The 26635-nt window shown below is 61.6% G+C and carries 31 protein-coding genes, 1 tRNA gene and 1 pseudogene; 24 read left to right on the top strand and 9 right to left on the bottom strand.

Translation table 11 applies throughout. The features are described from left to right. Positions 1-5 precede the first annotated feature (5 nt). The 11 genes from ACI5KX_RS10380 (at position 6) to ACI5KX_RS10330 (ending at position 11435) form a co-directional block, all read left to right on the top strand. Entirely contained in the window at positions 6-728 is a 723-nt protein-coding gene (locus ACI5KX_RS10380; protein WP_406810586.1) for an SDR family oxidoreductase, read from the top strand. 86 nt (positions 729-814) lie between these two features. Beyond that, on the top strand, positions 815-2347 hold the full coding sequence (locus ACI5KX_RS10375) for an acyl-CoA carboxylase subunit beta (protein WP_406810585.1): 1533 nt from the start codon (positions 815-817) through the stop codon (positions 2345-2347). A 349-nt stretch (positions 2348-2696) separates the two neighbouring features. After that, the gene (locus tag ACI5KX_RS10370; RefSeq protein ID WP_406810584.1) at positions 2697-3083 is read left to right on the top strand and encodes a hypothetical protein; all 387 of its coding nucleotides are present in this window, start codon (positions 2697-2699) and stop codon (positions 3081-3083) included. After that, complete coding sequence (gene mce, locus ACI5KX_RS10365) at positions 3080-3529, top strand: methylmalonyl-CoA epimerase (RefSeq protein WP_406810583.1); 450 nt, start codon at positions 3080-3082, stop codon at positions 3527-3529. Before ACI5KX_RS10370 ends, mce begins: the two co-directional genes overlap by 4 nt. Before the next feature lie 72 nt (positions 3530-3601). Further along, a complete protein-coding gene (locus ACI5KX_RS10360; RefSeq protein ID WP_406810582.1) occupies positions 3602-4387 on the top strand; it encodes an enoyl-CoA hydratase-related protein in 786 nt (261 codons plus the stop codon). A 111-nt stretch (positions 4388-4498) separates the two neighbouring features. Beyond that, positions 4499-6748: a methylmalonyl-CoA mutase gene (scpA, locus tag ACI5KX_RS10355; RefSeq protein ID WP_406810581.1), complete on the top strand. Its 2250-nt coding sequence runs from the start codon at positions 4499-4501 to the stop codon at positions 6746-6748. Next, positions 6745-7584: an alpha/beta hydrolase gene (locus ACI5KX_RS10350; protein ID WP_406810580.1), complete on the top strand. Its 840-nt coding sequence runs from the start codon at positions 6745-6747 to the stop codon at positions 7582-7584. Before scpA ends, ACI5KX_RS10350 begins: the two co-directional genes overlap by 4 nt. After that, positions 7581-8369, top strand: a complete 789-nt coding sequence (locus ACI5KX_RS10345; protein WP_406810579.1) for a heme-dependent oxidative N-demethylase family protein — start codon at positions 7581-7583, stop codon at positions 8367-8369. The genes ACI5KX_RS10350 and ACI5KX_RS10345 overlap by 4 nt, the downstream gene beginning before the upstream one ends. Next, on the top strand, positions 8369-8797 hold the full coding sequence (locus ACI5KX_RS10340; RefSeq protein ID WP_406810578.1) for a lysozyme inhibitor LprI family protein: 429 nt from the start codon (positions 8369-8371) through the stop codon (positions 8795-8797). Before ACI5KX_RS10345 ends, ACI5KX_RS10340 begins: the two co-directional genes overlap by 1 nt. A gap of 83 nt (positions 8798-8880) precedes the next feature. Next, the gene (locus tag ACI5KX_RS10335; protein ID WP_406810577.1) at positions 8881-10935 is read left to right on the top strand and encodes a biotin carboxylase N-terminal domain-containing protein; all 2055 of its coding nucleotides are present in this window, start codon (positions 8881-8883) and stop codon (positions 10933-10935) included. A gap of 218 nt (positions 10936-11153) precedes the next feature. Beyond that, entirely contained in the window at positions 11154-11435 is a 282-nt protein-coding gene (locus ACI5KX_RS10330) for a hypothetical protein (protein WP_406810576.1), read from the top strand. Here ACI5KX_RS10330 and ACI5KX_RS10325 read toward each other — a convergent pair. From ACI5KX_RS10325 to ACI5KX_RS10310, 4 genes are read right to left on the bottom strand one after another with little or no spacing between them, the layout of a single operon-like run. Continuing rightward, complete coding sequence (locus ACI5KX_RS10325; RefSeq protein ID WP_406810575.1) at positions 11432-11989, bottom strand: phosphotransferase-like protein; 558 nt, start codon at positions 11987-11989, stop codon at positions 11432-11434. The two genes, ACI5KX_RS10330 and ACI5KX_RS10325, sit on opposite strands and share 4 nt — an antisense overlap. Continuing rightward, positions 11989-12768: a cyclase family protein gene (locus ACI5KX_RS10320; RefSeq protein WP_406810574.1), complete on the bottom strand. Its 780-nt coding sequence runs from the start codon at positions 12766-12768 to the stop codon at positions 11989-11991. The genes ACI5KX_RS10325 and ACI5KX_RS10320 overlap by 1 nt, the downstream gene beginning before the upstream one ends. Position 12769: 1 nt before the next feature. Then, positions 12770-13909: a 3-dehydroquinate synthase gene (gene aroB / locus ACI5KX_RS10315; RefSeq protein WP_406810573.1), complete on the bottom strand. Its 1140-nt coding sequence runs from the start codon at positions 13907-13909 to the stop codon at positions 12770-12772. Further along, positions 13900-14466 carry a shikimate kinase gene (locus tag ACI5KX_RS10310; protein ID WP_406810572.1) on the bottom strand — a complete coding sequence of 189 codons (567 nt, stop codon included), beginning with the start codon at positions 14464-14466 and terminating at the stop codon, positions 13900-13902. Before ACI5KX_RS10310 ends, aroB begins: the two co-directional genes overlap by 10 nt. Positions 14467-14561: 95 nt before the next feature. Between ACI5KX_RS10310 and ACI5KX_RS10305 the strand changes: the two genes are divergently transcribed. The 5 genes from ACI5KX_RS10305 (at position 14562) to ACI5KX_RS10285 (ending at position 20031) form a co-directional block, all read left to right on the top strand. Further along, complete coding sequence (locus tag ACI5KX_RS10305; RefSeq protein ID WP_406810571.1) at positions 14562-14702, top strand: hypothetical protein; 141 nt, start codon at positions 14562-14564, stop codon at positions 14700-14702. A 62-nt stretch (positions 14703-14764) separates the two neighbouring features. Continuing rightward, positions 14765-16579, top strand: coding sequence for a hypothetical protein (locus tag ACI5KX_RS10300; protein ID WP_406810570.1), 1815 nt, complete (start codon positions 14765-14767; stop codon positions 16577-16579). Continuing rightward, positions 16579-17466, top strand: coding sequence for a tyrosine recombinase (locus ACI5KX_RS10295; RefSeq protein WP_406810569.1), 888 nt, complete (start codon positions 16579-16581; stop codon positions 17464-17466). Before ACI5KX_RS10300 ends, ACI5KX_RS10295 begins: the two co-directional genes overlap by 1 nt. Positions 17467-17475: 9 nt before the next feature. Next, complete coding sequence (locus tag ACI5KX_RS10290) at positions 17476-18420, top strand: acetyl-CoA carboxylase carboxyltransferase subunit alpha (protein WP_406810568.1); 945 nt, start codon at positions 17476-17478, stop codon at positions 18418-18420. Between the two features lie 129 nt (positions 18421-18549). Beyond that, positions 18550-20031, top strand: a complete 1482-nt coding sequence (locus tag ACI5KX_RS10285) for a M48 family metalloprotease (RefSeq protein ID WP_406810567.1) — start codon at positions 18550-18552, stop codon at positions 20029-20031. 110 nt (positions 20032-20141) lie between these two features. Here the strand turns inward: ACI5KX_RS10285 and ACI5KX_RS10280 are convergent, their stop codons facing one another. Both ACI5KX_RS10280 and ACI5KX_RS10275 read right to left on the bottom strand, forming a co-directional pair. Beyond that, positions 20142-20306, bottom strand: a complete 165-nt coding sequence (locus ACI5KX_RS10280; protein WP_406810566.1) for a Flp family type IVb pilin — start codon at positions 20304-20306, stop codon at positions 20142-20144. A 118-nt stretch (positions 20307-20424) separates the two neighbouring features. Then, positions 20425-20610, bottom strand: a complete 186-nt coding sequence (locus ACI5KX_RS10275; protein ID WP_406810565.1) for a Flp family type IVb pilin — start codon at positions 20608-20610, stop codon at positions 20425-20427. Between the two features lie 58 nt (positions 20611-20668). Between ACI5KX_RS10275 and ACI5KX_RS10270 the strand changes: the two genes are divergently transcribed. Together ACI5KX_RS10270 and ACI5KX_RS10265 are read left to right on the top strand one after the other, a co-directional pair. Then, entirely contained in the window at positions 20669-21118 is a 450-nt protein-coding gene (locus tag ACI5KX_RS10270) for a (deoxy)nucleoside triphosphate pyrophosphohydrolase (protein WP_406810564.1), read from the top strand. Positions 21119-21189: 71 nt separating this feature from the next. Next, positions 21190-21266 (top strand) — tRNA-Arg (locus tag ACI5KX_RS10265). Positions 21267-21310: 44 nt separating this feature from the next. Here ACI5KX_RS10265 and ACI5KX_RS10260 read toward each other — a convergent pair. Next, positions 21311-21760 carry a metallopeptidase family protein gene (locus ACI5KX_RS10260; RefSeq protein WP_406810563.1) on the bottom strand — a complete coding sequence of 150 codons (450 nt, stop codon included), beginning with the start codon at positions 21758-21760 and terminating at the stop codon, positions 21311-21313. A 41-nt stretch (positions 21761-21801) separates the two neighbouring features. On the opposite strand from ACI5KX_RS10260, the gene ACI5KX_RS10255 reads away from it, so the two are divergent. The 6 genes and pseudogenes from ACI5KX_RS10255 to ACI5KX_RS10230 all read left to right on the top strand — a co-directional run. Then, positions 21802-22293 carry a hemerythrin domain-containing protein gene (locus tag ACI5KX_RS10255; protein WP_406810562.1) on the top strand — a complete coding sequence of 164 codons (492 nt, stop codon included), beginning with the start codon at positions 21802-21804 and terminating at the stop codon, positions 22291-22293. A gap of 213 nt (positions 22294-22506) precedes the next feature. Continuing rightward, entirely contained in the window at positions 22507-23130 is a 624-nt protein-coding gene (gene folE, locus ACI5KX_RS10250) for a GTP cyclohydrolase I FolE (protein WP_406810561.1), read from the top strand. 140 nt (positions 23131-23270) lie between these two features. After that, positions 23271-23864 carry a hypothetical protein gene (locus tag ACI5KX_RS10245; protein WP_406810560.1) on the top strand — a complete coding sequence of 198 codons (594 nt, stop codon included), beginning with the start codon at positions 23271-23273 and terminating at the stop codon, positions 23862-23864. Then, positions 23861-24157, top strand: coding sequence for a winged helix-turn-helix domain-containing protein (locus tag ACI5KX_RS10240; protein WP_406810559.1), 297 nt, complete (start codon positions 23861-23863; stop codon positions 24155-24157). The genes ACI5KX_RS10245 and ACI5KX_RS10240 overlap by 4 nt, the downstream gene beginning before the upstream one ends. Beyond that, positions 24154-25395 (top strand): serine hydrolase domain-containing protein, encoded by a 1242-nt coding sequence (locus tag ACI5KX_RS10235; protein ID WP_406810558.1) that lies wholly within the window; start codon positions 24154-24156, stop codon positions 25393-25395. The genes ACI5KX_RS10240 and ACI5KX_RS10235 overlap by 4 nt, the downstream gene beginning before the upstream one ends. 98 nt (positions 25396-25493) lie before the next feature. After that, positions 25494-25646 (top strand): annotated as a pseudogene (locus ACI5KX_RS10230) (GTP cyclohydrolase I); the annotation flags it as partial. A gap of 13 nt (positions 25647-25659) precedes the next feature. Here the strand turns inward: ACI5KX_RS10230 and ACI5KX_RS10225 are convergent. Both ACI5KX_RS10225 and ACI5KX_RS10220 read right to left on the bottom strand, forming a co-directional pair. Beyond that, entirely contained in the window at positions 25660-26208 is a 549-nt protein-coding gene (locus ACI5KX_RS10225; RefSeq protein ID WP_406810557.1) for a hypothetical protein, read from the bottom strand. Continuing rightward, positions 26205-26600, bottom strand: a complete 396-nt coding sequence (locus tag ACI5KX_RS10220; RefSeq protein ID WP_406810556.1) for a hypothetical protein — start codon at positions 26598-26600, stop codon at positions 26205-26207. The genes ACI5KX_RS10225 and ACI5KX_RS10220 overlap by 4 nt, the downstream gene beginning before the upstream one ends. Positions 26601-26635: the final 35 nt, after the last annotated feature.

Genomic DNA, 26635 nt, shown 5'->3' with positions numbered 1-26635 from the left:
GCGCGATGGATCTCGCCTCTAAGACAGTGCTGCTAACCGGTGGAAGCGCCGGGATCGGGAGCGAGATCGCGCGCCTGCTCAGGAGCAAAGGTGCCCAGGTCGTCCTCACCGGGCGCAATCCCGAACGGCTCGCGGCAATGCAGGACGAGGGTTTCGAGACGATTGCTGCCGACCTTTCGAACGCGGCAGGGGTCGACGCACTTATTGCCGAATGGGGCCAGCGCGAACTCGACATCCTTATCAACAATGCAGGGCAACTCGTCGATCACGACTTCCGCCAGGGCACGCCCGATGCCGATGCGGCCGACGATTGCATCTACGCCAACCTCTCTGCGCCGATCCGCCTGATCACCGCGTTCGTCGAGCGATTGAGGCAGCGCCCGGAGGCCGTGATCGTCAACGTCACCAGCGGCCTTGCCATTGCTCCGGCGGCGCGCCAGCCGGTCTACTGTGCGACCAAGGCCGGGCTGAGGTTCTATTCGCTGACCCTGCGCGAACAGCTCAAGGATACGAACATCCATGTCCTCGAGGCGCTGCCTCCGGTGGTCGACACCCAGATGAACGATGGCAATCCGATGAAGAAGATGCCCGCCGATGAATGCGCGCGGCAGATCGTCGAGGCGATCGAGAAGAACCGCGATGAAGCCAATATTGGTATGACCAAGGCGCTGCGCATCGCCGAGGCGATTTCTCCTGCTCTAGCGCGCAGCGTCACGCTCAAATTCTGAGCGCCACCGCGATTTTGACACGTTGACGCTGCGCCGCCGCTGCGGCAACGACCTGCGCAACCGATAACGACGCAGGGGCCCGACGCATGTCCGCCAATATCGCCGAAATGGAACGCCGCCGTGCAGCCGCCGAACTGGGCGGAGGACAAAAGCGGATCGACGCGCAACACGCGAAGGGCAAGCTGACCGCGCGCGAGCGGCTCGACGTTCTGCTCGACGAAGGCAGCTTCGAAGAACTCGATCGCTATGTCGAACACGACTGCGTCGATTTCGGCATGCAGGACCAGAAGATCATCGGCGACGGCGTTGTGACCGGATCGGGCACGATCAACGGACGGCTGGTCTATGTCTTCAGTCAGGACTTCACCGTGTTCGGCGGCAGTCTGTCGAAACGCCATGCGGAGAAGATCTGCAAGGTCATGGACACCGCGATGAAGGTCGGCGCGCCGGTGATCGGCCTCAACGACAGCGGCGGCGCACGCATTCAGGAAGGCGTGGCCTCGCTTGGCGGGTATGCCGAGGTGTTCCAGCGCAACGTGCTTGCCAGCGGCGTCATTCCGCAGATCAGCCTGATCATGGGGCCGTGCGCGGGCGGGGCGGTGTATTCCCCGGCGATGACCGACTTCATCTTCATGGTGAAGGATTCGTCTTACATGTTCGTCACCGGGCCCGACGTGGTGAAGACCGTCACCAACGAAGTCGTGACGCAGGAAGAGCTGGGCGGGGCGGTGACGCACACCACCAAGACGTCGGTGGCCGATGTTGCCTTCGAAAACGATGTCGAGACGCTGCTCGCGACCCGCGAATTCTTCAATTACCTGCCGCTGTCGAACCGCGAGGACGTGCCCGAACTGCCGGTCAACGATCCGTGGGACCGCGAGGAGCCGAGCCTCGACACGCTGATCCCCGACAATGCCAACCAGCCTTACGACATGCACGAGGTGATCCGTAAGACACTGGACGAGGGCAGTTTCTTCGAAATCCAGCCCGCGCACGCGGCGAACATCATCTGCGGCTTCGGCCGGGTCGAGGGACGCACGGTGGGCGTGGTCGCGAACCAGCCGATGGTGCTCGCGGGCGTGCTCGACATCAATTCGTCCAAGAAAGCGGCGCGCTTCGTACGGTTCTGCGACGCGTTCGAAATCCCGATCGTGACCTTCGTCGACGTGCCCGGCTTCCTGCCCGGCACCTCGCAGGAACTGGGCGGCATCATCAAGCACGGCGCGAAGCTGCTGTTCGCCTATGCCGAGGCGACCGTGCCCAAGATCACGATCATCACCCGCAAGGCTTATGGCGGCGCCTATGACGTGATGGCGTCAAAGCACTTGCGCGGTGACCTCAACTACGCCTGGCCGACCGCCGAGATCGCGGTGATGGGCGCGAAGGGCGCGGTGGAGATCATCTTCCGCCAGGACCGCGATGACCCCGACAAGATCGCCGAGAAAACTAAGGAATACGAAGACCGCTTCGCCAACCCCTTCGTGGCGGCGCAGCGCGGCTATATCGACGAGGTGATCTACCCGCACTCGACACGGCGGCGGGTCGCGCTGGGGCTACGCAAGCTGCGGACGAAGCAGCTTGAGAACCCCTGGAAGAAGCATGATAATATTCCGCTGTGACTAAGAATATCACCATCGGCATCTTGTGCCTCTTGCTCATCTGGTTTGGCGCATCACTCATTCGTGTGGAGAATCAGAGGTATGCTCTTGAACTCGAAATTTGTGGGACTTGGTCACCAGAACATTCGGTAGAACGATCTGAGTGTTTAGAACGGATTGAGACGCGGACAGGACCACTCGCTCATCTGCTATACGGGCTTGAGATTCTGTGATCCAAGCATCGTCAAAATTGACACCTTTGGACGTAGCCTCGCGTGACTGACGAGCTATTGGGACCGTGGATAGCGCTGCGTTGAGATTTCGACTCTCGGCCCTCATTTATCTCACTTGCGGGGTCGTCAGCGTCGTTATGGGCGCGATCTATCTCTTTCGCGGCACCTTCATGCCTTACCACGCGGTCGCGATTTCGCGCTCGTGGGAGGAGCTTCCCGAGGCCGAACAGGTCCTCTTCAACGCGTTGCTCGATGTCGCCGGGGCGGCGTGGGCCACCGTCGGCCTGCTGACCATCGTGCTGACGGCAATCCCGTTCCGAAAACGCGAGACATGGGCGAGGTGGACGCTGCCGATCGCCAACACGCTGATGTATGTGCCGATCCTGCTCGCGACGCTTGCGGTGCTGGAGCACACGCCTGCGAGCCCGCCGTGGTACGGCAATGCGCTGGCCCTTTCGATGCTTGCACTGGCGGTTGCACTAGACCAACCTTGGCGGGCAGGGGATGAAGGAAACGACAAATGAAACTCGGCAGGCTTAACCACATCGGCGTTGCAACGCCATCGATCGAGGATTCGATCGCGCATTATCGCGACGTGATGGGCGCGACGAAGATCCATACTCCGTTCGACCTCCCCGAGCAGGGGGTGAAGGTTTGCTTCGTCGATACGCCCAACCATTCAGGCATGGACGGCACCCAGATCGAGCTGATCGAACCGCTCGGCCCCGACAGCGCGATCCAAAACTTCCTTGAGAAGAACCCGTTGGGCGGGCAGCATCACGTCTGCTTCGAGGTGCCCGACATTGGGGAAGCGCGCACCGAGTTCGAAGAGATGGGCAAGCGCATCCTCGGCCCCACGCGCATCGGCGCCCACGGTACGCCTATCTTTTTCGTCCATCCCAAGGACATGCAGGGCATGCTTACAGAGATCATGGAAACGCCAAGGGAAGGCGCGCATTGGTCGAATTGACTTGGGGTCGAATTGACTTGGGGTCGAATTGCTTGGGGGTCGAACTGACCTGCGAATCCGGAAAGAGAACAAATGTCCTACGAAACCATCCGCGTCGAAACAGACGGCCCGCTGACCACGATCACGCTCAACCGGCCCGAACGGCTCAATGCCATGCCTCCGCAAATGGCGGACGAGATCGGGCAGGCGTTCTATGACCTCGGTGAAGCCCGAGCGGTCCTGATCACGGGTGAGGGCAAAGGCTTCTGTTCGGGTGCCGATTTGTCTGCGCGAGGCAGCGACAGCGCTTTGACCGGCAAGGGCGGCAGCCACGAGGCGCTCAACAACCATTACAACCCGGCGGTGAGCCACCTGATCCGCGCGAATGTGCCGGTGATCTGCGCGGTCAACGGTCCGGCGGCAGGTGTCGGGTGCAGCCTCGCGCTGGCTGCCGATTTCACTATCGCGGGGCGCTCGGCCTATTTCCTGCAGGCTTTCGTCAATATCGGTCTCGTGCCGGATGGCGGCTCGACCTGGCTGCTCGCCCGCGCGATCGGCCGCGCGCGTGCCACCCGGATGATGATGCTGGGCGAGAAAATCGGCGCCGAACAGGCCGAGGAATGGGGCCTGATTTACAAGTGTGTCGACGACGAGCTGCTGATGGACGAGGCGAAAGCGCTTGCGGCCAAGCTTGCCAACGGCCCCACGCTCGCGCTCGCGGCGATGAAGCGCAATATCGCGACCGCGCTCGACGGTTCGCTCCAGCAGGTACTGCTCGCCGAAGCGGAAGCGCAGCATATTGCGGGGCGCAGCGCCGATGCCCGGGAGGGCGGGAAAGCATTCCTTGAAAAGCGCAAGGCTGAATTTAGCGGAAAATAGCAAATTTCGTCATTCCCGCGAAGGCGGGAATCCAGCTAAGCTCTCCTCTCATTGAAACGTTCTCTGGACCCCTGCCTACGCAGGGGTGATGATTGGTGTATAGGCATCGACATGACCGACAAACCCACCCCCGAAGACTGGAAAGCCGCTGCCGACAAGGAAGTGAAAGGGCGCGACCTCACGTGGGAGACGCCCGAAGGCTTTGACATCAAGCCGCTCTACACTGCCGAGGATCACGCCGGTTTCGATCCGGGCCTGCCCGGTTTCGCGCCGTTCACGCGCGGGCCCTACGCTTCCATGTACACTGGGCGTCCGTGGACCATCCGGCAATATGCGGGCTTTTCCACCGCCGAGGAATCGAACGCCTTCTACCGCCGCAACCTCGCCGCGGGGCAAAAGGGGCTGAGTGTCGCCTTCGACCTCGCCACCCACCGTGGATACGATTCCGACCATCCGCGCGTCGTCGGCGATGTCGGCAAGGCGGGAGTCGCGATCGACACCGTGCGCGACATGGAGATCCTGTTCGACCAGATCCCGCTCGACCAGATGAGCGTCTCGATGACGATGAACGGTGCCGTAATCCCGGTCATGGCGTTCTACATCGTCGCGGCGGAGCGGCAGGGCGTGTCGCAGGACAAGCTCTCGGGGACCATCCAGAACGACATCCTCAAGGAGTTCATGGTCCGCAACACCTATATCTATCCGCCTGAACCGAGCATGCGGATCGTTTCGGACATCATCGCATACACCAGCGATAACATGCCGAGATTCAATAGTATTTCGATATCGGGCTATCACATGCACGAGGCCGGGGCGACCGCCGTGCAGGAGCTCGCCTTCACCATCGCCGACGGCAAGGAATACGCCAAGCGGGCGATGGAAACCGGGCTCGATCTCGACAAGTTCGCACCGCGGCTGTCGTTCTTTTTCGGGATCGGCATGAACTTCTTCATGGAGATTGCCAAGCTGCGCGCCGCGCGCACGCTCTGGCACGATGTGATGGACGGGCTGGGGGCCGAGAACCCCAAGTCGAAGATGCTGCGCACGCATTGCCAGACGAGCGGTGTCAGTTTGCAGGAGCAGGACCCCTACAACAATGTCATCCGCACCACTGTCGAGGCGATGGCGGCGGTGCTGGGCGGCACGCAGAGCCTCCACACCAACGCGCTCGACGAAGCGATCGCGCTCCCCACCGATTTCTCCGCCCGCATCGCGCGCAACACGCAGCTGGTGCTGCAGGAGGAAAGCGGCATCACCAATGTCGTCGATCCTTTGGGCGGTTCGCACTACATCGAAGCGCTGACTGCGACGCTGGTCGAGGAATCGAAAAAGCTCATGGCCGAGGTCGACGCAGCAGGCGGGATGACCGCCTATGTCGCCACCGGCGCGCCCAAGGCCGCGATCGAGCGCGCGGCGGCGGAAAAGCAGACGAGCGTCGACAAGGGCGAGACGGTGATCGTCGGGGTCAACAAATACCGCAAGGACAAGGAAGACCCGATCGAAACGCTCGACATCGACAACGCCAAGGTCCGCAAGGGCCAGATCGAGCGGATCGAGCGGGTCAAGGCCGAGCGCGACGATGAAAAGGTGCAGGCGGCGCTTGCGGCGCTGACGGAGGCGGCGGGGACCGACCCCGTCGCGGCCCGCGCGGCGCTTGGCGATGGCCGCGACGAGCGCGGCGTTCCGCTCCCGCCTTCGAAGCTCGGCGAAATGAAGGCAAAAGGCGATGTGAACCTGCTCGCCAAGGCGGTCGAGGCAGCGCGCGCCGATGCAACGCTCGGCGAGATTTCGTCGGCGATGGAAAAGGCTTTCGGGCGGCACGATGCCACGCCCAAGCCGGTAAGCGGGGTCTACAAGAGCGCCTACGAATTCGACCGGCGCTGGGCGCAGGTGACCGATGGAGTCGAGGCGGTCGAGCGGCGGCTTGGGCGCAAACCGCGGATCATGGTCGCCAAGATGGGACAGGACGGGCACGATCGCGGTGCAAACGTGATCGCGAGCGCGTTCTCCGACATGGGCTTCGAGGTGATCTCCGGCCCGCTGTTCCAGACACCAGAAGAAACGCGCGACATGGCGCTGGAACACGATGTCGACGTAATCGGCGCAAGTTCACTCGCGGCAGGCCACAAGACCCTGATCCCCGAGCTGATCCGCCTGCTCAAGGAATCCGGGCGCGCCGATATCAAGGTCACCGCTGGCGGCGTGATCCCAGCGACCGATTACGACTTCCTGCGCGAAGCCGGAGTGCAGGGCATTTACGGCCCCGGCTCGAACGTGGTCGAATGCGCAGCGGATATCCTGACTTTACTCGGACACAATATGCCGCCGCTGGGCGAGGGTCTGGACGAGGCGGCGGAGTGATTTCGCTCATCCTCGCGGGAGCGGCATCTTCTCTGACACCCGCCGAACCGCAGCCTATCGTGATCGGCGAGCAATACACGCTCGAAGCGGTCGGGGCGGAGCGCGCGGTCAACGTTATCCTCCCGCCCGATTATGCCGAGCAACCCGATACGCGATGGCCTGTCATCTATGCGCTCGATGCCGGCATGGATCAGGACCTGATGCTGGTGACCGGCCTCGAACGCTGGAACCGGCTTTGGGGACGTAGCCGAAACGCGATCATCGTCGGGATCGAGACCAGAGACCGGCAGCGCGAACTCCTGCCGCCGACAGGAGATCCCGCCGAGCAGGAGCGCTATTCAACTGCCGGGAGCAGCTCCGAGTTTCGCGACTGGCTGGTCTCCACGGTAAAGCCGATGATCGAAGCGCGTTACAGGACCGACGGGACCGCCATCCTCGCCGGAGAGAGCGCAGCAGGGCATTTCGTGGTCGAAACGTGGCTCGGCGCCGATAGACAGTTCGACGGTTATGCGGCGATTTCGCCCGCGCTTCAGTGGGACAACCAATCGCTCTCGCAGGGCATTGCTGAAACGCTTGAAGGCAGGCCGCCGCTTTACCTGTCGCTGGCGGATGAGGGCGGAGCAACCGAAACCGGCATTCTCCGCCTTGTCGATGCGATTTCGTCAAAACAGGATTTTTGCTTTTCAGACCGGCGGAGCGATCTCGTCCATGCCAACGCGCTTCACGGGCTGATGCCGGAAGCGCTGCAATACCTCCTCCCCACCGATGCCGATTGGCTTGAGGAATACGGGCTTGGGCTTCGCTGCGAACGAGGCGGGAAATCCGTGCCGGAATGACCCTCGGCTTTTCCGTCGACGAACTGCTCCCGAAGGCGCGCGGGGGAGGGCAGCTCCGGATGGGGCTGGTGCGACTGAGCGAGGAGGACTGGCTCCAGCCCGAACCAGATCTGTCGGCGAGGGCTGAAGGCTTCAGAGAATGGCCCGAGGGCGTGCAACTGACGCCTGAGGCAGAGGCTCCGGGGCGCGAACTGGCTGCGATGCTGGGCGTTGCAGGCGCGCTTCCCGAAGCGGCGCTTGCCGCGCATGAAGACATGTGCCTTCTCACCAAGCATGAGGGCGAGGAGGTCTACCGCCTGATCGGCGCGGTGGTTGCTTGGCCTTCGGATTGGCATCCCAAAGACAAGATCGGCCTGCCGCTGCGCGCGCTTCATGCTCCGATCGCTGGCTATGAGGAGCACCTTGCCACTGGCGTCGACACATTCATGGAGACGCTCAAGCCCGGCGCGATCTATGGCCGCTGCAACTGGTTTATCGCGCCCACCGGGGAACGGCGCTGGCTGGCCGACGGTGAACCGCATGAACAATTCGCCCATGTTACGCCCGGGAACGCGGGGGAAACGCTGTTCGTGAGATCCGAACGCCAGACTTTGCGCCGCCTGCCGGAAACCGGAGCGATCCTGTTCACGATCGGCATCTATGTCGACGCGCTTGGCACGCTCTCGCCCGCGAACGTCTCGATGCTGTCGAAGGCGGTCCAGACACTCGTCAGCGGGGAGGGTGACCGGCGCGGCGCTCCGGCCTATGCTGCAAGCCTCGTCGCTTACGCCGAAAGGACCACGTGATGCTTCCGATCCTCGCGCCGCTGCTGGTGCTCGCCCATCCAGGCCACCAGTCCGCTCCGCCCAATCCCGGCTGGAACTGCGACGATCCGATCGCGCAGCAGGAAATGAACTGGTGCGCAGCGGAGGAATACCGCGCCGCCGATGCGGAGCTCAACCGGCAGTGGGCGAAAACCTCGGCGCGGATGAAGGAGCGCGATGCGGGATGGGACGAAAGCGTCGCGATGGACTGGGACAAGCGCCCCGGCTGGTTCGACAGCCTGCTCGAAGCGCAGCGCGCGTGGATTGCCTATCGCGACGCGCATTGCCGTGTGGATGGCTACGAAGCGCGCGGCGGCAGCCTCGAGCCGCTGCTCGTCTCTACCTGCAAGACCGCTCTGACCAAGGAACGCACAGAACAGTTGCGAAGTCTCGCCGATTCCTCCGCCTGAACAGGGGATTTCGATAGGTTGCCTGCCCGCACGGTTGGCGGCATAGGCATGGCTAAACAGAATACACCCTCCGGAGACGCGCTTTGTTTTCCAAGATCCTGATTGCCAACCGCGGCGAAATCGCCTGCCGGGTCATCACCACTGCGCGCAAGATGGGGATCGCAACCGTCGCGGTCTATTCGGATGCCGATGCGCGCGCGCCGTTCGTGCGGATGGCGGACGAGGCGGTGCATATCGGCCCCGCTCCTGCTGCCGAAAGTTACCTGCTCCCCGAAAAGATCATCGCCGCGTGCAAGGAAACGGGGGCCGAGGCGGTCCATCCCGGCTATGGTTTCCTGTCCGAGCGCGCGAGCTTCGTCGAGGCGCTCGAGAAAGAAGGGATCACCTTCATCGGACCGCCCGCTGGCGCAATCGCGGCGATGGGCGACAAGATCGAATCGAAGAAGCTGGCGAAGGAAGCGGGGGTCAATGTGGTCCCCGGTTTCGTCGGCGAGATCCGCGATACCGACCACGCGGTCGAGATATCGAACGACATCGGCTATCCGGTGATGATGAAAGCGAGCGCCGGGGGCGGGGGCAAGGGCATGCGGCTCGCATGGTCCGAAAAGGACGTGCGCGAAGGGTTCGAGGCGACCAAGCGCGAAGGCTTGAGCTCGTTCGGCGATGACCGCGTCTTCATCGAAAAATTCATCGAAAACCCGCGCCACATCGAAATCCAGATCCTCGGCGACAAGCACGGCAACACGCTCTATCTCAACGAGCGCGAATGCTCGATCCAGCGCCGCCACCAGAAGGTGGTCGAGGAAGCGCCTTCGCCCTTCGTCACCGATGAAATGCGCAAGGCGATGGGCGAACAGTGCGTCGCGCTGTCCAAGGCGGTCGATTATCATTCCGCGGGCACGGTGGAGTTGATCGTAAGCGGTGCAGACCCGACCGGGGAGAGTTTTTACTTCCTCGAGATGAACACCCGGCTCCAGGTCGAGCACCCGGTGACCGAAGCGATCACCGGCATCGATCTCGTCGAGCAGATGATCCGCGTCGCGGCTGGCGAAAAGCTGGACATGACGCAGGACGGCATCGGGATCGACGGCTGGTCGATCGAAAACCGTGTCTATGCCGAGGATCCCTATCGCGGGTTCCTGCCTTCGACCGGCCGGCTGGTCGAGTACTCGCCGCCGGTCGATGGCTGGACGGATGATGGCGAAATCGCAGGCAAGCCCCGGCGCGGAGTTGCGCATGGCGCGGGGAGCGTGCGCGTCGACGACGGGGTCTACGAAGGCGGTGAGGTGTCGATCTTCTACGACCCGATGATCGCCAAGCTGATCACCTGGGCCCCGACCCGCGAAGAAGCCGCCGATCTCCAGATCGAAGCGCTCGATGCGTTCCGCATCAAGGGGCTCGGCCACAACGTCGATTTCCTCAGCGCGATCATGCAACACCAGCGATTCCGTTCGGGCGAGCTCACGACGGGCTTCATCGCCGAGGAATATCCCGAAGGCTTCGAAGGCGCGCCAGTCACCGACGACTTCCGGCGGATGCTGGCTGCGATATGCGCGGGCAACGAATTCACCTGGCAGGCGCGCGCCCGCCGCATTTCAGGCCAGCTTGACGGCAACCAGCCGGTAACCAGCGAATGGATGGTGAAGCTCGGCGACACCCGTCACGAAGTCGTGCTGGGCGATGGGCACGCGATTGTCGACGGCGAAATGGTCGAAGGCAATTGCAACTGGCTGCCCGGCATGGTCGAGGCGGTTGCGACCACATCGCCCGATGGTGGGGGTGGTGAGCGCTACGGCCTGATCGTCGAGCGCGACGGCAACCACTGGGTGATCACCACGCGCGGCGCTTCCCATCGTGCCCTGGCTCTTCCGCTGCGGCTGGCGCCCCACGAAAGCCTGATGATCGAAAAAGAGCCGCCCGATCTTTCGAAGATGCTGATCTGCCCGATGCCCGGCATGCTGGTGAAGCTGCACGTGGCCGAGGGAGAGGAAGTCCAACCGGGCCAGCCGCTCGCGACTGTCGAGGCGATGAAGATGGAGAACATCCTGCGCGCCGAGAAGGAAGGCACGATCGCCAAGATCAACGCCGAAGAAGGCGAAAGCCTTGCCGTCGATGCGGTGATTCTCGAGCTCGAATAGGGTTAACGGCTTTTCGGGCGAATCCGATTCGCAATGTGCAGGGAAAGAAACTGCGACCCCGTGTTGCAAGAAATTTCCAACGCATTGTATGCAAACGTCAAAATCGCGATTTCTCCGCAATAAACCGGTTTACGGACTCGCCATTCCCCCTCGCATTAGGGACAATTTTCCTGCCGATTCGTCGGCGGGTGCAATCACTTGATCGGGGGATCTTGAAAATGGCCAGGAAAGGAACCGGCTATTTCGACCGCAAGGGCCACTTCTTCAAAACGGCCCGTGATGCGACTGTAAGCGACCTGGCGGCGACGCTTGGGCAGATCGGCGACGGCGAAAGCCTCGCGCCGGGCATCGCCCATACGCTGCTCGAAAAACGCGCCGAAATCGAAGCTCTGTTTGCCGAGCATGACGCAATGATGGCCGATGAAGAGGCGGCACAGGGCCCGACCTTCGTCAGCATCGGCTCGAGGGTTGCGAAACTGCCTGAACGCGAGGCGGGTTAGTTTCGGACCGGCAAGGCCTCGAGAATTCGATTGGCGGCATCAATCGGATCGAGGATGCTTGTGTCGACAATCAGATCGTATTCGATGCCCTTGTGGAGCCGTGAATTCTGTTCGCGGGCAAGACCGTGAAGACGATCGCCGCGCGCATCTTCCCGTTGTTCCAATTCATTGGTCGGGGCTGTCACGCATACGAGCAGGATAGGCTTTGAGCCCGAAATCCGGCGGTAGTCGGCGATCTCGGCGGCTTCGCACACATCGTCGACCACGACGTTCAACCCGCTCGCGACCAGACCCCGCGCAAATCCACGCATCTCTCCCAACAGTAGGCCGCCCGAGTGCCCCGTCGAGATTCTCGGGAGAGTTTTCCCGTCCACTTTCACATTCACGACAGGGAACCAGTCCTGTTCGATTTCGCGCTGGTCCGGCAACATGGCGATGAAGCTGTCCAGCGCAACATGCAGCCACACGTCACCAGAGATGGTTTGGATCGCATGAGCCAGTGTCGTCTTGCCGGCACTGCTCACACCATTCAGGACAATCAGGCTTCCGGCCATCAATCGACCATCGCCACAGCGCGAATCCAGCCGGCGCTGGCGCGCTCGATCTTCACGGGAAAGCAGCTGAATGTGAAACCATGCGCGGGCAGGCTTTCCAGGTTCGTCAGCTTTTCGATCTGGTAATAGGGGCGGATACGCCCGGCCTTGTGGCCTTCCCAGATGATCGAGGGATCGCGGGTTTCGGCCCAGCGCTTCGCAGTGTGGCTGAACGGCGCGTCCCAGCTCCATGCATCGGTCCCGACCACTTCGACGCCGTGCTCGGTCAGCCACAGAGTTGCTTCCGCGCCCAAACCGACGCCCTGATCGGTGAAATTCTCGGTTCCGTAGACCGCTCCCGACTGCACCAGCACGATATCGAGCGGTTGGAGGTCGTATCCGATCGCCTCAAATGCCTCCTCGACTTCCGCCGCGCTCACCACGTGCCCGTGCGGCAGGTGCGAGAAATCGAGCCTTACGCCGGGGCGGAAAAACCGGTCGAGCGGGGCCTCGTCGATGCTCGGAGCCGGGCGAGCGCCTCCGGGATCGCCTGCGCCGGTGGTCGAATGATAATGCCACGGCGCGTCCATATGGGTGCCGTTGTGAGTCGACAGTTCGAGCATCTCGACCGCCCAGCCTTCGCCATCGGGCAGGTCTTTCTTTTCGAGCCCGGGAAAGAACATGGCGATCTGCTCCCACGTGTTTTCGTGGGTCATGTAAGTGATCTTGGGCCGCATCACCTCGGGATCGGAAATCACCTCGTTGGTGATCGGGATCGAGAGGTCGATGAAACGGGTCATGTCAGTGTGCCTGCAACTGCTCGTCGAGGAAGGCGGCGACGTCTTCCAGGTCGACGTCGCGCGCAAGATAGGCTTTGCCGATCCCGTTCAGCAGCAGGAAGGGCAGAGTGCCTCCTTCCATCTTCTTGTCATGCCGCATGTGGTCGACGAGCCGCGCGCCGTCGCATGCCAGCCCCATGGCCGCGATTTCGGCGGGAAGTCCCGCCTCGCCGATTGCCTTTGCCGTGCGTTCGGCATCGTCATGCGACATATCGCCGCGCCGCGCGGAGTAGCGCGCTGCGAGCACCATGCCGGTGGCGACTGCCTCGCCATGCAGCAGCTTATCCGAAAAGCCGGTTTCCGCTTCCAGTGCATGTCCGAAGGTATGGCCGAGATTGAGCAGCGCACGCACCCCGCTGGTTTCGCGCTCATCCTCGGCGACGATCCGGGCCTTGGCGCGGATGCTGGTGGCGATCGCGTGGGCGAGGTCGTCCGGCTCGCGCGCCAGCACCTTGCCGCCATTCGCTTCGAGCCAGTCGAAGAACGCGGTATCACCCAGCAGGCCGTATTTGAGCACCTCGGCGTAACCCGCGCGCATCTCGCGCGGCGGCAGCGTGTCGAGAACCAGCGGGTCTATCAGGACAGCCGACGGCTGGTGGAATGCGCCGATCAGGTTTTTGCCCGCGCGGGTGTTGATCGCGGTCTTCCCGCCGACCGAGCTGTCGACCTGCGCCAGCAGGGTGGTCGGCACCTGCACGAAGCCGCAGCCGCGCTTGGTGATAGCGCAAGCGAAACCCACGAGGTCGCCGACGATCCCGCCGCCCACGGCGAACACGTGGTCCGAACGCGTCACACCAAGACCGAGCAGCCAGTCGCAGAGCTTTTCCAGCACCGCCCAGCTTTTCGCGCCTTCGCCCGGTTCGACCACGAACCATTCAGCGGCGAAATTCTCGGCTTCCAGGCTCTGTTCGATCGGCTCTCGAAACAGGCGATATGTGTTCGTATCGCCGACGAACGGCACCTTGCGATGCTTCGCCCCGTCCTGTGGATGATATTGCTCGAAATAGGGGCGCGCCTTGGCCGCGAATCCCTTCAGGACGCAGCCGGGCTCGATCGTGACGTCATAACTGCGCCCGCCCAGCGCGACGGGGATTACAGCCATCGGTCTATCGCCTCGATTATCGCACGCGCAGTGTCCTTGTGCGGTCCGTCCTCGCTCAACACGCGGATCTGCGCCTGGCTGTAAAACTTGCCCCGTTCGTCAAGCAACCGGGTCAGGATTTCCCTCGGGTCGCCGGTCTTGAGCAGCGGCCGGTGGTTGCGCCGCGAGGTGCGTTCGACCAGCGTATCGATGTCGCAATCGATCCATACCGCGATCGCCCGGTCGAGGATCAGGGCCCGAGTTTCGGGATCGACGAAAGCGCCGCCGCCGGTCGCAATCACGCCCCCGTTTTCCTCGATCAACCGCGCGATCACCCGCCGCTCGCCGTCGCGGAAATAGTCCTCGCCGAATTCCTCGAAGATCTCGGAGACCTTGCGCTGTGCGGCTTCCTCGATTTCGTCGTCGGCATCGACAAAACTGCGGCCCAACATGGCGGCGAGGCGGCGGCCCACGGTCGACTTGCCCGCACCCATCAGCCCGACAAGCACGACAGGGCGGTCGATCCGGGCCGCGATCCGGGCGATGTCGCGATCGTTCAAAGAGGCTTCGGCAGTCATTGCCGCAAGGCCTATAGATGGGGTAGAGCGCGCGCAATATGTCAAACTTGTCACGCGTAATTCCTGCACGGGGACGGCAGCCTGGGGACAGCGGCTTGCGCAAACGCGCGCCGATCTATGCCGGGTTGGCTGTTTTGGCGGTGCTGGTGCTCGCATGGATCGACGGCGGTGAGGAACCGATCCGACCGATCGTGCAGGCGGTCGAGGTGCCGGGCGTGACGGCGGAGAACGAATGATGCGGCGATCCTTGTGGCTAGCGAGCGCTGGAGCGCTGGGCCTTGCTGGCGCGGCCGGGGGCATGTTGGTGAGCGGTCTCGCAACCGCGCAGGACCAGCCGGAATCGCTCTTGCCACCCGGCTTCGACGATCCTGCGCCCGCTCCGACGCCCAGTGCCGCGCCGAGTGCCTTGCCGACTGCGGCCCCTGCCGCGCCAGGCACACCGGCGGCTCCGGGAGCGCCGGTGGTGCAACCACTTCCGAGCGATCTCCCGCCGGTTCCGACGATTTCGGGCGAAGAACTCGAAGGCGTTCCGACGCTCGAAGAGCTCGAGGCGATGACCACCGACGAGATCGACGATCTGCTCGGACTGAAGCCGAAATACGATATTCCTCCCGCAGCGCGCCGCTCGATGGAACGCGTGGGTGTCCTGGCGGCCGGCGAGGGCGGGCTGCCTGCTGGTTCGCTCGCAAGACAACCTGCGGGCCTCGTGCGGGCGGTCCTTGCCGGGACGAAGCGCCCGATGGTTTCGCGTTGGGGCCACATCCTGATGCGCCGGGCGTTGGCGAGCCGGATGAGAGCGCCGGACGGTATGAGCCCGGTCGAATTCGCGAGCCTGCGCGCAGCCGTGCTCAACCGCATGGGCGAGTTCGCGGTGGCCCGCGCGCTCGTCCAGGATGTCGATACCGGCAATTGGGACACCGCGCTGACCAGCGAGGCGTTGACCGCCTATATCGGCGCAAATGACCTGACCGGGGCCTGCCCGGCTGTCCGGCTCCAGGGATCGGTGCGCGACGATGCGCAGTGGATCATGCTCCAGGCGATCTGCAACGCCTATGCCGGTGAAGGCGCACTCGCCGGAAACCAGCTCGATCGGGCGCTTGGCGAAGAAATCGCACCGCCGATCGATATCCTCTTGGCGCAGCGCTATGCCGGAGCGGCCGGACGCGGGCGACGGGCGGTCGATATCGAATGGGACGATGTCGAGGATATGAACCCGTGGCGCTTTGCCTTGGCCAATGCAGTGGGCGAGCCGATCCCGGACGGCCTTCTCGAGGCCGCATTCGAAGGCGGCGATCGGGCTTATTATGCCTATGCGACGACTTCGGCACCGATGGTGGCGCTGTCCACCCGGGAGCCTCTCGCCCAGCGCGCAGCGAGCGAGGGAATCCTGTCGTCGAGCGCGATGGTCGATTTCTACAGCATGATCTATGCCGACAATTCGATCGGCGGCGATGCGGCGGCCCGTGCCGCTTTCCTGCGCGATGCCTATGTCGCCGACGAGCCCGGCCTGCGGATCAACGCGATGCAGCAATTGTGGGGTGAAACCGGCGATTATGCGGGCAAGGTTACAACCGCCTATGCAGCCGCACGTGTTCCCGCCTCCGAAGACTATGCGGGCTTCGCCGGCGGATTGATCTCTTCGATGCTCACCGCCGGACTGGATCGCGATGCGGCGACTTGGCGCGGTGTGATGGCGGACGGCAGTCTGGGCTGGGCCCTCCTGGCCGTTGCCGTGCCAGGTAGCGGCAATGCCGACCAGCAGGCTCTCGATACGTTTGTCGACAATGACGACAGCGAAGACATGCGTGCCTCCGCGTTTCTGTTGGCGGGACTTGCCGGTCTGGATCGTATCGATGCGAACGATCGCGAAGCTTTCGGAGGGCGGCTCGATGTCGATTTCGGACGCCAGACCCGCTGGACCCGGACCATCGAGCGCGCTGCCGAGGTCAACAACGCTGCACTGGTTGCGCTTCTGGCGGGGCTGGGAATGCAGGGCGATGACTGGTCGCAGATGACCCCGCTACATCTGTATCACATCACCTCGGCCCTGCGCCGTGTGGGATTGGAAGCCGAAGCACGGATGATCGCGGCGGAAGCGGTCACGCGGGCCTGATGTCTGCGGCGACGCAGGCGTTTCTCGACATGCTGGCGGCGGAGCGTGGCGCGGCGGCGAACACGCTCGCGGCCTATCGCCGCGACCTGGCGGGTGCCGAAGAGCTGGTCGGCGACCTCGCGAAAGCACCGCGTGCCCGGATTGCAAAGCTCGCAGGGGAATGGAGCGCGCTCGCTCCTTCGACAGTTGCGCGCAAGGCATCGGCGCTGAGGCAATTCTTTGGTTTTGCAGTGGACGAGGGTTGGCGCAGCGACGATCCGTCCGGCGCGCTTCCCAATCCGCGGACCCGACGTCCGTTGCCCAAGGTGCTCTCGCACGGCGAAGTCGAGGCATTGCTGGAGCGCGCCGAACTCGAAGCGGGCAGCGGCAAACCGGCCCGTGTGCGCCAGCTGGCGCTGATCGAGATGCTCTACGGCTCGGGGTTGCGCGCCACCGAGCTTGTTTCGCTGCCCTTGAGTTCGGTGCCGCGCGACGCACCGCTGATCACTGTCATGGGCAAGGGCGGCCAGGCGCGCATGGTTCCGCTCAGCGATCGCGCGCGCGAGGCGCTTCAGGCATGGCTCAAGGTGCGCCCGAGAGAACCGGCCTCGCGTTTCCTTTTCCCTTCGCGGAACGGCAAGCATCTCTCCCGCGTGCGGCTGTACCAGCTGCTCAAGGAGCTGGCGGTGCGGGCCGGGCTCGATCCGGACGGGATCAGCCCACATGTTCTGCGCCATGCCTTCGCGACGCATCTGCTGGAGGGCGGGGCCGACCTGCGCGTGCTCCAGACGCTGTTGGGGCACGCCGATATCGCGACGACGCAAATATACACCCATGTCGATGAGGCACGACTCGTGTCGCTGGTTAATACGCGTCATCCTCTTGCCCAACGCCGCGCATCGGACTAGCGCGGACCGATGATTGCTTATCTCGATTTCGAGAAACCCGTCGCACAGCTCGAAGAGCGCATCGCACAGCTGCGCGACGCGAGCGATGACGATGCGGTCGATATCTCCAGCGAGATCGCACGGCTTGAAGCCAAGAGCGCCGAATTGCTCGCCAGCACCTATGCCTCGCTCACCCCGTGGCAGAAGACGCAGGTAGCGCGGCATCCGGCCCGGCCGCATTTCCGCGACTACGTGCAGCATGCGTTCGAGGATTTCATGCCGCTTGGCGGGGATCGCTATTTCGGCGACGACCTCGCGATCATGGGCGGCTTCGCCACCCTGAATGGCCGCCGGTTGATGCTCATCGGGCACGAAAAGGGCCACGACACGCAGAGCCGCCTCAAACACAATTTCGGCATGGGCAAGCCCGAAGGTTACCGCAAGGCGATCCGGCTGATGGACCTTGCGGGCCGCTTCGGCCTCCCGGTTGTGACGCTGGTCGATACTTCGGGCGCGTTTCCGGGGATCGAGGCCGAAGAGCGCGGTCAGGCGGAAGCCATCGCCCGCTCGACCGAGGCGTGTCTCGCGCTGCCGGTGCCGATGGTCTCCGCGATCGTGGGCGAGGGCGGGTCCGGAGGTGCGGTGGCGCTCGCCAGCGCCGAACGCGTGCTTATGCTCGAACATTCGGTCTATTCGGTGATCTCGCCTGAAGGGTGTGCTTCGATCCTGTGGCGCACGTCGGAGAAGGCCGCCGAAGCGGCTCAGGCAATGAAGGTCACCGCGCAGCATCTCAAGCGCCTCAACGTGATCGACCGGATCGTCAAGGAACCGGCAGGCGGCGCCCATCGCGATCCGGTGGCGACAGCGATAGCGCTCGGCAACGCGATCAGCGAAGAGCTCGACGCACTTGCCCAGCTTCCGAGCGAATCGCTTATCCGCACCCGCGAGGAGCGGTTCCTCGAGCTGGGCGGCTGAATTCTCTCCAACAATTTGTGTTGCGCTAGAGGGGCTTGCCGTTGGCGGACGCTTGGCCGATAGTTGCCCTTCGCATATTGAGACAGCCGCTGGCGGTGGGGTGCGGCGGCCGGACTGAGGAGAGACGACATGCCGACGATTTCGCGCAAACACCTTGCCATCGGTGCAGCCCCGCTTGCCCTGGCGCTGAGCGGCTGCATGGGTGCCGGCGGATCGATTCCCTCCGCTTCCACCCCGATCACACAGGCCGAAGCGCAGCAAGGTGCGCAATATCACCCGCAATTCCTCGCCGAATTCGGCGGAGCGATGACGGGTCCGCAAGCTGCCTATGTCGAGCAGGTGGGCAAGAACATCGCGGTGCAATCCGGCCTCGGTAACGCGCGCGACAGCTTCACCGTCAGCCTGCTCAACAGCCCGGTCAACAATGCCTTCGCGGTCCCCGGAGGGTATATCTACTCCACCCGGCAACTGGTCTCGCTGATGAACAACGAAGCGGAACTGGCGGGCGTGCTCGGGCACGAAGTCGGCCATGTTGCCGCACGCCATTCGCAGCGTCGGCAACAGGCGGCGCAGCGCAATTCGATCCTCGGCGTGCTTGGCGCGATCGGCAGCTCGTTGCTGCTGGGCGATTCGAGCCTGGGCAACACGATTTCGCGCGGGTTCCTGCAGGGATCGCAGCTCCTCACCCTGCGATTCTCGCGCAAGCAGGAGCTCGAGGCCGACCAGCTCGGGATAACCTACCTCACCCGTGCGGGTTACGATCCCAACGCGATGAGCACCGTGCTTGCCAGTCTCGCTGCCCAGAACACGCTCGATGCCCGGCTGCAGGGGCGCGGCAATGCAACGATCCCCGAATGGGCGATGACCCATCCCGATCCGGCAACCAGAGTACAGACCGCGCGCAACACAGCCGCCGGACTGCCGGGCTCCGTGACCAATCGCGACACTTTCCTCACCCGCATCGACGGAATGATCTACGGCGACGATCCGGAGCAGGGCGTGGTCGAGGGCAGCCGGTTCATTCACCCCGAATTGATGCTGTCGTTCACCGCGCCGCAGGGCTTTTACATGGTCAACGGCACTCGTGCGGTCAGCATCAATGGGCAGAGCGGCAAGGCACAGCTTACTTTGGCGCCCTATAACGGCGATCTCGACAGCTATATCCGCCAGCAATTCAACGCCCTGGCCGGGCAGGGGCAGACGCTCGCGCCTTCGAGCATCCAGCGCACGACTGTGAACGGATTGCGCGCGGCCTACGGCACAGCGCGGGTAAACAACGGTGGCAGCCAGGTCGATGTGGTGGTGTTCGCCTATGAGTTTTCGAACAATCGCGCGTATCACTTCCAGGCCATTTCGCCCGCGGGCCGGACCAACCCGTTTTCCTTGATGTTCCAGTCGATGCGCCGGATCAGCCAGGCTGAGGCCAACGCAATCGTCCCGAGGCGCATCGATGTGGTGACCGTTCAGCGCGGCGATACCATCGCTTCGCTTGCGCGGCGCATGGCCTATGACAATGCGCAGGAAGAACGGTTCCGGGTTCTCAATGCGCTCGGTTCGAGCGACATCTTGCGTGCCGGACAAAAAGTGAAACTGGTGGTGCGGGCGCGCTAGCCGCGGCGGCAGTCTTCAAACAGAGGGTCCCGCATCGCAAATGTGCTGCGGGCACAAAAAAAGCGGCGGGGCAAAACCCCGCCGCTTCCTTCTGCAAGTCGCTAAACTAATTAGTTAGCCATCTGCGTGTCGACTTCGGAGAAAGTATCCGAAAGGGTGCTGCCGAGGCTCTGCATGGCGGTGATTGCAGCAACTGCGATGAGAGCAGCGATCAGGCCGTATTCGATGGCGGTTGCACCCTGCTCGTCACGAGCCAGCTTGTTGAAGAATTTCATTTTTAGTCTCCTGGTTTCAGTCTTCGGTACCCGTTGTCCGTCCAAACAAACGAACAGACATTCGTGGATGTAATCTGCAGCTCTTGAGAAATTCCTAATTCGGACCCTTTCAAAAACCTTAATTGGTCATCGCATCCACAGACGCAGTCTCGACCTCGCTCCAAGTTCTCTCGGTCTCCTCGGCAACGCCTTGAAGAGCTCCGATCATCGCGAGCACGATCAATGCTACGATCAGGCCGTATTCGACAGCGGTGGCGCCTTTGTCGTCCGTTCCAATGTGCTTAAGGAATGTCGTCAAACTCATGGAGTCACCTGTCATTTCGTTCCTGACAGGTCGAGGTATCGTGTCAGGGGATTAAGAAATGGTTGAGAGCGGCACCGGAGATGGAAAAAATTCCGACAGCGGCGCGGGCTGGATACCGGTGGTCGCCGGGGCTCTGAAGGGCGTGGACGGGCGCTGGTTGATGCATCGTCGGCCCCTGCACAAGCATCATGGAGGACTGTGGGAATTCCCTGGCGGGAAGGTCGAACCTTCGGAAATCCCGATAGAATCGCTTGTTCGCGAATTGCGCGAGGAGCTGGGGATCGAGATCGACGCGCGGCATTGCGTACCAGTTGCATTTGCCGAAGAGCCGAAAATTCCGGGCCGATCGGCGATTGTCATCCTGCTTTACAGAATCGAGCAATGGATGGGTGAACCGGCTGCCCTGGAAGGGGAAGCGATCGGCTGGTTCTCGCCGGAAGAGATCGCCGCGCTGGATAAGCCGCCGCTCGATATCGCGCTGGCGTTGCGGCTCTTCATGAACGGGTAAAGATTTGGGTGCGATGCGGTAAACAGAGGTTGCCAAGCCGCGTCGCTCCCCTTATGTGCCGCCTCTCTCGTGCGCCAGTAGCTCAGCTGGATAGAGTACCTGACTACGAATCAGGCGGTCGGAGGTTCGAATCCTTCCTGGCGCGCCAAGAAAGCCCATCCCTCCAGGGGGTGGGCTTTCTTGGTCTGGAGGTCAGTCCTCCGCCTGTTCCTCGAGCGCGTGCATATCCTCGTCCGAAAAGCCGAAGTGATGCCCGGCCTCGTGGATAACCACGTGCCGTACCAACACTTCGAACTCGACTCCGGTCTCGCGCATTTCGAGCAGCAGCGGTTGGCGGAAAAGGCTGATCATGGGCGGCATATCGCCGCTCGACCATGAAGATTGCTCGGTCAGCGGTATGCCCTCATAGAGCCCGCTCAGCTCCCAGCGATCCTCCAGCCCGACCGAAGCGAGCTGCTCGCTGCTGGCGAATTCCTCGATCCGCAATGCGATGTTGTCCAGTTGCTCGCGAAATTCCGCCGGCAAGCGCGCCAGAACGCGACGCGCGGTCGCTTCGAAATCGGCGGGGCTGTGGTCCGAACGGATCATCTGTCCGGTGTGGCGATTGGTCGCAGGCGAGGCAAGACCGGGGAACACGGGCATGACATGCCCGTTGATAAGGCAAGATATTCGAGGGGCCCGCAATGACCGAGACAGCCACCGTACTCCAACGCATCAAGACCGATCACGATCGCCAGCGCGACCTGCTGGACAAGATCGCCAAGACCACTGGCGATTCGGAAGAACGCCGTCAGCTCTTCGAGGAGCTGACCAAGGAGTTGAAGAGCCATGCGGCTGCCGAAGAGCAGGCGGTCTATTCCGAAATGCTCGCCGTGCCCGAGGTGACCGACGAGACCCGGCATTCGGTTGCCGAGCACCATGAAATCGACGAAATGCTAAACGATCTTGCCGCAACAGACATGAGTTCCCCCGGCTGGTTGCTCAAGTTCAAGGAATTCGATCACCGCTACCGCCATCATATCGACGAAGAAGAGGAAGATCACTTCCCTGATTTCGAGGACCAGATTGATGCGCAATGGGACAGGCAAATGACCAGGGTGTTCGACGAGCGTAAGAGCGCAGAAAAGCAAGCCGCCGAAATCACGCCCGAAAAGGAAGAAAACGCCAAGGAATAGGCCGGTACTCCTGTTCGATAGGCGCCCCCGGCCCGGTGGTCGGAGGCGCCTTTATTTCGCCCGGCATCCATCGTCGCGCGCATGTGCCGAGGATCGAATGATGATCGGTGAAGGAACCGTATTGCTCTCAGGCGGTTAACTGTCCGGGATTGCGTTGGACATTGAAAAAGCCGGGGAAGGCCCTGGTTTCTTCAGCCTAGAAAGACATTGGCCATGAACTATATGAACGTGCATGATCACGACGAGTTTGACCCGGAGAATCCCTTGAACAAACCCGACGTGCCCGACGACGTGCAGGATGCGATCCGTACACTTATCAAGTGGGCGGGAGACGATCCTGCACGCGAAGGCCTGATCGATACGCCCAAGCGGGTCGGTCGCGCATGGCTGGAATATTGCCAGGGCTACCAGGAAGACCCGTCGATCCATCTCAGCCGCGTGTTTGAGGAAGTGGGCGGCTATGACGAAATCGTGCTGCTCAAGGACATTCCGTTCCAGTCGCATTGCGAACACCATATGGCGCCGATCACCGGCAAGGCCGCGATCGCATACCTGCCGAACAACAAGGTCGTCGGTATTTCAAAGCTCGCGCGCGTCCTCCACGGCTATGCCCGCCGCCTGCAGATCCAGGAGCGGCTGACGGCGGAAGTCGCGCAGTGCATCTGGGACAATCTCGAACCGCAGGGCGTCGCAGTCGTGATCGAGGCCGAGCACGGTTGCATGACCGGTCGCGGGGTGCGCACGCCGGGCGTCGGCATGATCACCAGCCGGGTGCTGGGATGCTTCCTCGACGATGATCGCAGCCGCAAGGAAGTGATGAGCCTGATGGGCTATTGAGAACGGACGGAAACCTAGGACGCAATCGGCGGCGTTCAGGATTTCGGTTTCGACGATCAACTTTGAAAAATGCAGATAAGAAGATTTGAACATAACGGTGAGCATTGACTCTAAAGTGTAGAGCGCTCTACGTGATTGCCATGGCTAGTGAACAATCGGTCGCGACCGAAGAGCTTGAGATGGCGCGGCAACTTATCGAAAGAGGCCGACAAGCCGCCGCGCTGGACGGCAACCACCTGATTCTATGGGGATGCGTCTGCTCTTTGGCGCTCAGCTTTCAATATTTGGCAGAGGTCTATGATTGGGCTGCGAGCAGCCTGCTGTGGCTATGGCAACCGCTTTTGATCGCATGCTTCCTTGTCTCTATCTTTGTGGAAAGATCAGGAGCTGGCCGCAGGCTCGGAAATCCCGTTTCACGGGCTTATGTTTCCGTGTTCTGCGCAGCCGGCATTCTGATTGGATCATTTCTGGTCGTGAATGGATTGGGCTCTCGGCCAGAACCGCAAACCGCTGCCATTTTGGTCCCCTCGCTTTTGGCGTCAGCATTCCTTGTCTTATCTTGCGTTACGGACATGCGTTGGATGATGCTGCCCGCTCTGGGGTGGTGGGCGATCATGGTGCTATTTGCCGCGAATGATCAGCTCGTACCGACAGACTTCTTGGTCCTTTCCCTTTCTTCATTCTTGTTCCTGGCCGTTCCTGGCATGGCTTTGAAATGGATCGGCAGATCATGAGCCCGCTGGATCACAGAAATATCGACGAAGTTATTCATGGCCGTTCTCGATTGGCAATCATGTCCTTCCTATACGGCGCGAAGCAATCGGACTTTGTCGAACTCAAGAAGGTTCTCGAACTGACCGATGGCAATCTTGGTGCGCAACTGAAGAAGTTGGAAAGCAAAGGCTACGTGAAATTGATCAAGGGTTATCTTGGTCGAAAAACCCAAATGACAATCACGATGACCGAAGAGGGGCGCTTCGCGATGCAGAATTATTTGAAGACGATGCAAGCATTGCTCGATCAATGAAAGGTGTATCCTTCCAGCAATGCAAAGGTCTGCTGTTGCTGGCTGTTCTGTGGTTGGTCGCTGGCTGTGCGAGCCATGGACCTGTTACGACAATGCCGCCCGCGCAGGCCGCTCCATACGACCAGTTTTTGTTGGATGATCGCTACGAGAGCGCTTCTGTAGCTGCTCGCGAACAGCTTGAAACAGCTCGCTCCCGTTATGGTTTGCCGTCCTTGTCCGCCGCAGTAAGCGTAAACGGACAATTGGTGTGGGCCGGCGTAATCGGCTGGTCCGATGTAGAGAACCTCATTCCTGCAACGATCGGCACTAGATATCGATTGGGAAGCAGCTCCAAGGCGGTCACGGCGACTGCGCTTGCAAGACTCGTTGATTCAGGCGTGATGGATATCGATCTGCCGATCTCAACTTGGATGCATGATTTGCCACGGCGCGATTGGGGCTCTTTGACGCCAAGACAGTTGGCGTCTCACACCGCAGGCATAGTGGATTACGAACAGAACCGCGATATCGGTGGCCTGATTCAATCCGTTCTGGAGCAAAGACAATACGACAATGTGCGAGATGCACTGTCGGTCTTCGACGGCAATGGCCTGAAATACACTCCGGGCAGCGATTTCCATTACTCCAGTTTTGATGTCGTCCTGCTCTCGGCGGCTATGGAAGAAGCCGCAGGAGAGCCTTTCCTCAGCGTGCTCGATGGTTATGTCTTCCGGCCCTTGGGAAACCTATCTATTTCAGCAGATCATCAGGATCGAGATGTCCGTGACCGGGCTGAGTTTTATCATCGCGAAAACGATAGATTGAGACGGTGGAGGGCAGTAAATCATAGCTACAAATGGGCGGCAGGAGGGCTGATCGGTTCATCGTCAGATCTCGTTTTGATGGGTGGTGCTTGGTTCGACGAGAGCTTCATAACAGCGGGCACACGCGAGATGTTTTGGACGCCTCAAGCTCTCTCGGATGGTCAGATCAATGAGCAAAGGTATGCAATCGGCTGGAGATCAAACCAGCAGACGGCCTTGTTCGGCTCGGACAGACCGATACATAACGTTCACCACGGCGGAGTTTCCAAGGGTAGCTATAGCTGGCTGAATCTATACCCAGAGCTTCGCCTCGCCGTTGCCCTCAACACGAACGCACGCTTGGAAAATTTCGCGGATTTTGTGGCCCTGGAATACCCCATCACTCGCGCTTTTTCTGAAACGTTGGAAAGCGCCGAGGTATTGCCGGTTCCATAGTGTTGCGTTGCCTCGTCCATATGCCGAGCTCGATGTTCTCGGTCCCATAACCGCATCTGGAGCCAGTGCCGCTAAATCCCGCTTGCCGCCCCGCAACAGGCATTTTCCTGGAGATCGAGGCCGAGCATGGCTGCATAACCGGTCGCGGTGTGCGCATTCCCGGCGTCGGCATGATCACCAGCCGGGTGCTGGGATGCTTCCTGGGCGATGATTGCAGCCGCAAGGAAGCGATGAGCCTGATGGGCTATTGAGCACTGGTCGTTTTCATTCGCAGGGGAACGGGCCACCCACTGCTTCGCGGCTGGTCGGTTGGCCGATATTGGCGAATTCGCGGCACTTCTTGGTTTCGTAGCGCTCCAGCTCGTCTCCCTTCTTGTAATCGTTGACATCCTCGTCTTCGATCAGTGCGCCGCCGCCGAGGCCAACGGTAGATACACCGGCTCCGACCGCGATCGCAGTCCCAGCCGCGCCCGCCATTCCTCCACCTACTCCGAGCACCACAGCAGCGCCGCCTCCGGTCAGGACGATTGCGCCGATGATCCCGAGGCCGATCAGGACATTGCGGAATGTCAGCCAGCCGCTGTCGGCCACCGCGACATATTCGGCGCATTCAAAGACCAGGCAACTGCGTGCCTGTTGCTGTCCGCGCAGAATGTACTTTTGGCACATGCGCACGCCCTCGACCGTTCCCGCGCTTTCTGTGACCTCGACGTCCTTTACGCGCGATTCAGCTACGGTCCGCTTTTCGATGCACTCCTCATAGCGTCGTCCGCCGTCGCTCTTGCGAACGAGATTTCGCGTTATGATGGTCATGATGCCACCTCGCCGCCGCTGGAGACTTCGCTGGACTCCGGACCTCTTTTGGCTTCTTCGACCAGGCTTCCACGTTCATAGCGTGCCCAACTTCCGGCATTGAGCCACAAGGCGATGCCGATCAGTGCCATTCCGATCCCGAGTGTTGCGGGCCAGACTGACACCATACCTTGGACCAATATCGCGAACACTGAAATTATCGTGAGTATCGACCCGGAGACATGAAGAATCCGGACCAGTCGCTTGCGAGTCGTTTCACGCCTTTCGTATTGCGAGACAAGTAACGAACCGTCGCTTTGCGTTGCGAATTCAACGATTTCTGAATCGCCCATTGCAGATCCCCCGATGGCAAGCCGATCCTTGATGGTATACCTTTTTGCGCCGGAAGTCATTTCACGCGCGATCGCGCAATGTTCTATCGAGTTGC

Origin of the sequence: Erythrobacter sp. GH1-10 (assembly GCF_045363165.1) — a bacterium.
Taxonomy (GTDB): Bacteria; Pseudomonadota; Alphaproteobacteria; order Sphingomonadales; family Sphingomonadaceae; genus Erythrobacter.
The sequence above is the reverse complement of the archived record's forward strand: the minus strand, read 5'-3'. Positions and strand labels throughout refer to the sequence as shown.

Bases quoted from the DNA above. Each gene is read 5' to 3' on its own strand.
- ACI5KX_RS10275 (WP_406810565.1), bottom strand. From the start codon at position 20,610: ATGAGTTTGACGACATTCCTTAAGCACATTGGAACGGACGACAAAGGC.
- ACI5KX_RS10370 (WP_406810584.1), top strand. From the start codon at position 2,697: ATGGGCGCGATCTATCTCTTTCGCGGCACCTTCATGCCTTACCACGCG.
- ACI5KX_RS10310 (WP_406810572.1), bottom strand. From the start codon at position 14,466: ATGACTGCCGAAGCCTCTTTGAACGATCGCGACATCGCCCGGATCGCG.
- ACI5KX_RS10285 (WP_406810567.1), top strand. From the start codon at position 18,550: ATGCCGACGATTTCGCGCAAACACCTTGCCATCGGTGCAGCCCCGCTT.
- ACI5KX_RS10260 (WP_406810563.1), bottom strand. From the start codon at position 21,760: ATGCCCGTGTTCCCCGGTCTTGCCTCGCCTGCGACCAATCGCCACACC.
- ACI5KX_RS10360 (WP_406810582.1), top strand. From the start codon at position 3,602: ATGTCCTACGAAACCATCCGCGTCGAAACAGACGGCCCGCTGACCACG.
- ACI5KX_RS10320 (WP_406810574.1), bottom strand. From the start codon at position 12,768: ATGACCCGTTTCATCGACCTCTCGATCCCGATCACCAACGAGGTGATT.
- ACI5KX_RS10340 (WP_406810578.1), top strand. From the start codon at position 8,369: ATGCTTCCGATCCTCGCGCCGCTGCTGGTGCTCGCCCATCCAGGCCAC.
- ACI5KX_RS10345 (WP_406810579.1), top strand. From the start codon at position 7,581: ATGACCCTCGGCTTTTCCGTCGACGAACTGCTCCCGAAGGCGCGCGGG.
- ACI5KX_RS10300 (WP_406810570.1), top strand. From the start codon at position 14,765: ATGTTGGTGAGCGGTCTCGCAACCGCGCAGGACCAGCCGGAATCGCTC.
- scpA (WP_406810581.1), top strand. From the start codon at position 4,499: ATGACCGACAAACCCACCCCCGAAGACTGGAAAGCCGCTGCCGACAAG.
- ACI5KX_RS10380 (WP_406810586.1), top strand. From the start codon at position 6: ATGGATCTCGCCTCTAAGACAGTGCTGCTAACCGGTGGAAGCGCCGGG.
- ACI5KX_RS10240 (WP_406810559.1), top strand. From the start codon at position 23,861: ATGAGCCCGCTGGATCACAGAAATATCGACGAAGTTATTCATGGCCGT.
- ACI5KX_RS10255 (WP_406810562.1), top strand. From the start codon at position 21,802: ATGACCGAGACAGCCACCGTACTCCAACGCATCAAGACCGATCACGAT.
- ACI5KX_RS10295 (WP_406810569.1), top strand. From the start codon at position 16,579: ATGTCTGCGGCGACGCAGGCGTTTCTCGACATGCTGGCGGCGGAGCGT.
- folE (WP_406810561.1), top strand. From the start codon at position 22,507: ATGAACTATATGAACGTGCATGATCACGACGAGTTTGACCCGGAGAAT.
- ACI5KX_RS10225 (WP_406810557.1), bottom strand. From the start codon at position 26,208: ATGACCATCATAACGCGAAATCTCGTTCGCAAGAGCGACGGCGGACGA.
- mce (WP_406810583.1), top strand. From the start codon at position 3,080: ATGAAACTCGGCAGGCTTAACCACATCGGCGTTGCAACGCCATCGATC.
- ACI5KX_RS10280 (WP_406810566.1), bottom strand. From the start codon at position 20,306: ATGAAATTCTTCAACAAGCTGGCTCGTGACGAGCAGGGTGCAACCGCC.
- ACI5KX_RS10325 (WP_406810575.1), bottom strand. From the start codon at position 11,989: ATGGCCGGAAGCCTGATTGTCCTGAATGGTGTGAGCAGTGCCGGCAAG.
- ACI5KX_RS10290 (WP_406810568.1), top strand. From the start codon at position 17,476: ATGATTGCTTATCTCGATTTCGAGAAACCCGTCGCACAGCTCGAAGAG.
- ACI5KX_RS10245 (WP_406810560.1), top strand. From the start codon at position 23,271: ATGGCTAGTGAACAATCGGTCGCGACCGAAGAGCTTGAGATGGCGCGG.
- aroB (WP_406810573.1), bottom strand. From the start codon at position 13,909: ATGGCTGTAATCCCCGTCGCGCTGGGCGGGCGCAGTTATGACGTCACG.
- ACI5KX_RS10270 (WP_406810564.1), top strand. From the start codon at position 20,669: ATGGTTGAGAGCGGCACCGGAGATGGAAAAAATTCCGACAGCGGCGCG.
- ACI5KX_RS10330 (WP_406810576.1), top strand. From the start codon at position 11,154: ATGGCCAGGAAAGGAACCGGCTATTTCGACCGCAAGGGCCACTTCTTC.
- ACI5KX_RS10220 (WP_406810556.1), bottom strand. From the start codon at position 26,600: ATGACTTCCGGCGCAAAAAGGTATACCATCAAGGATCGGCTTGCCATC.
- ACI5KX_RS10375 (WP_406810585.1), top strand. From the start codon at position 815: ATGTCCGCCAATATCGCCGAAATGGAACGCCGCCGTGCAGCCGCCGAA.
- ACI5KX_RS10235 (WP_406810558.1), top strand. From the start codon at position 24,154: ATGAAAGGTGTATCCTTCCAGCAATGCAAAGGTCTGCTGTTGCTGGCT.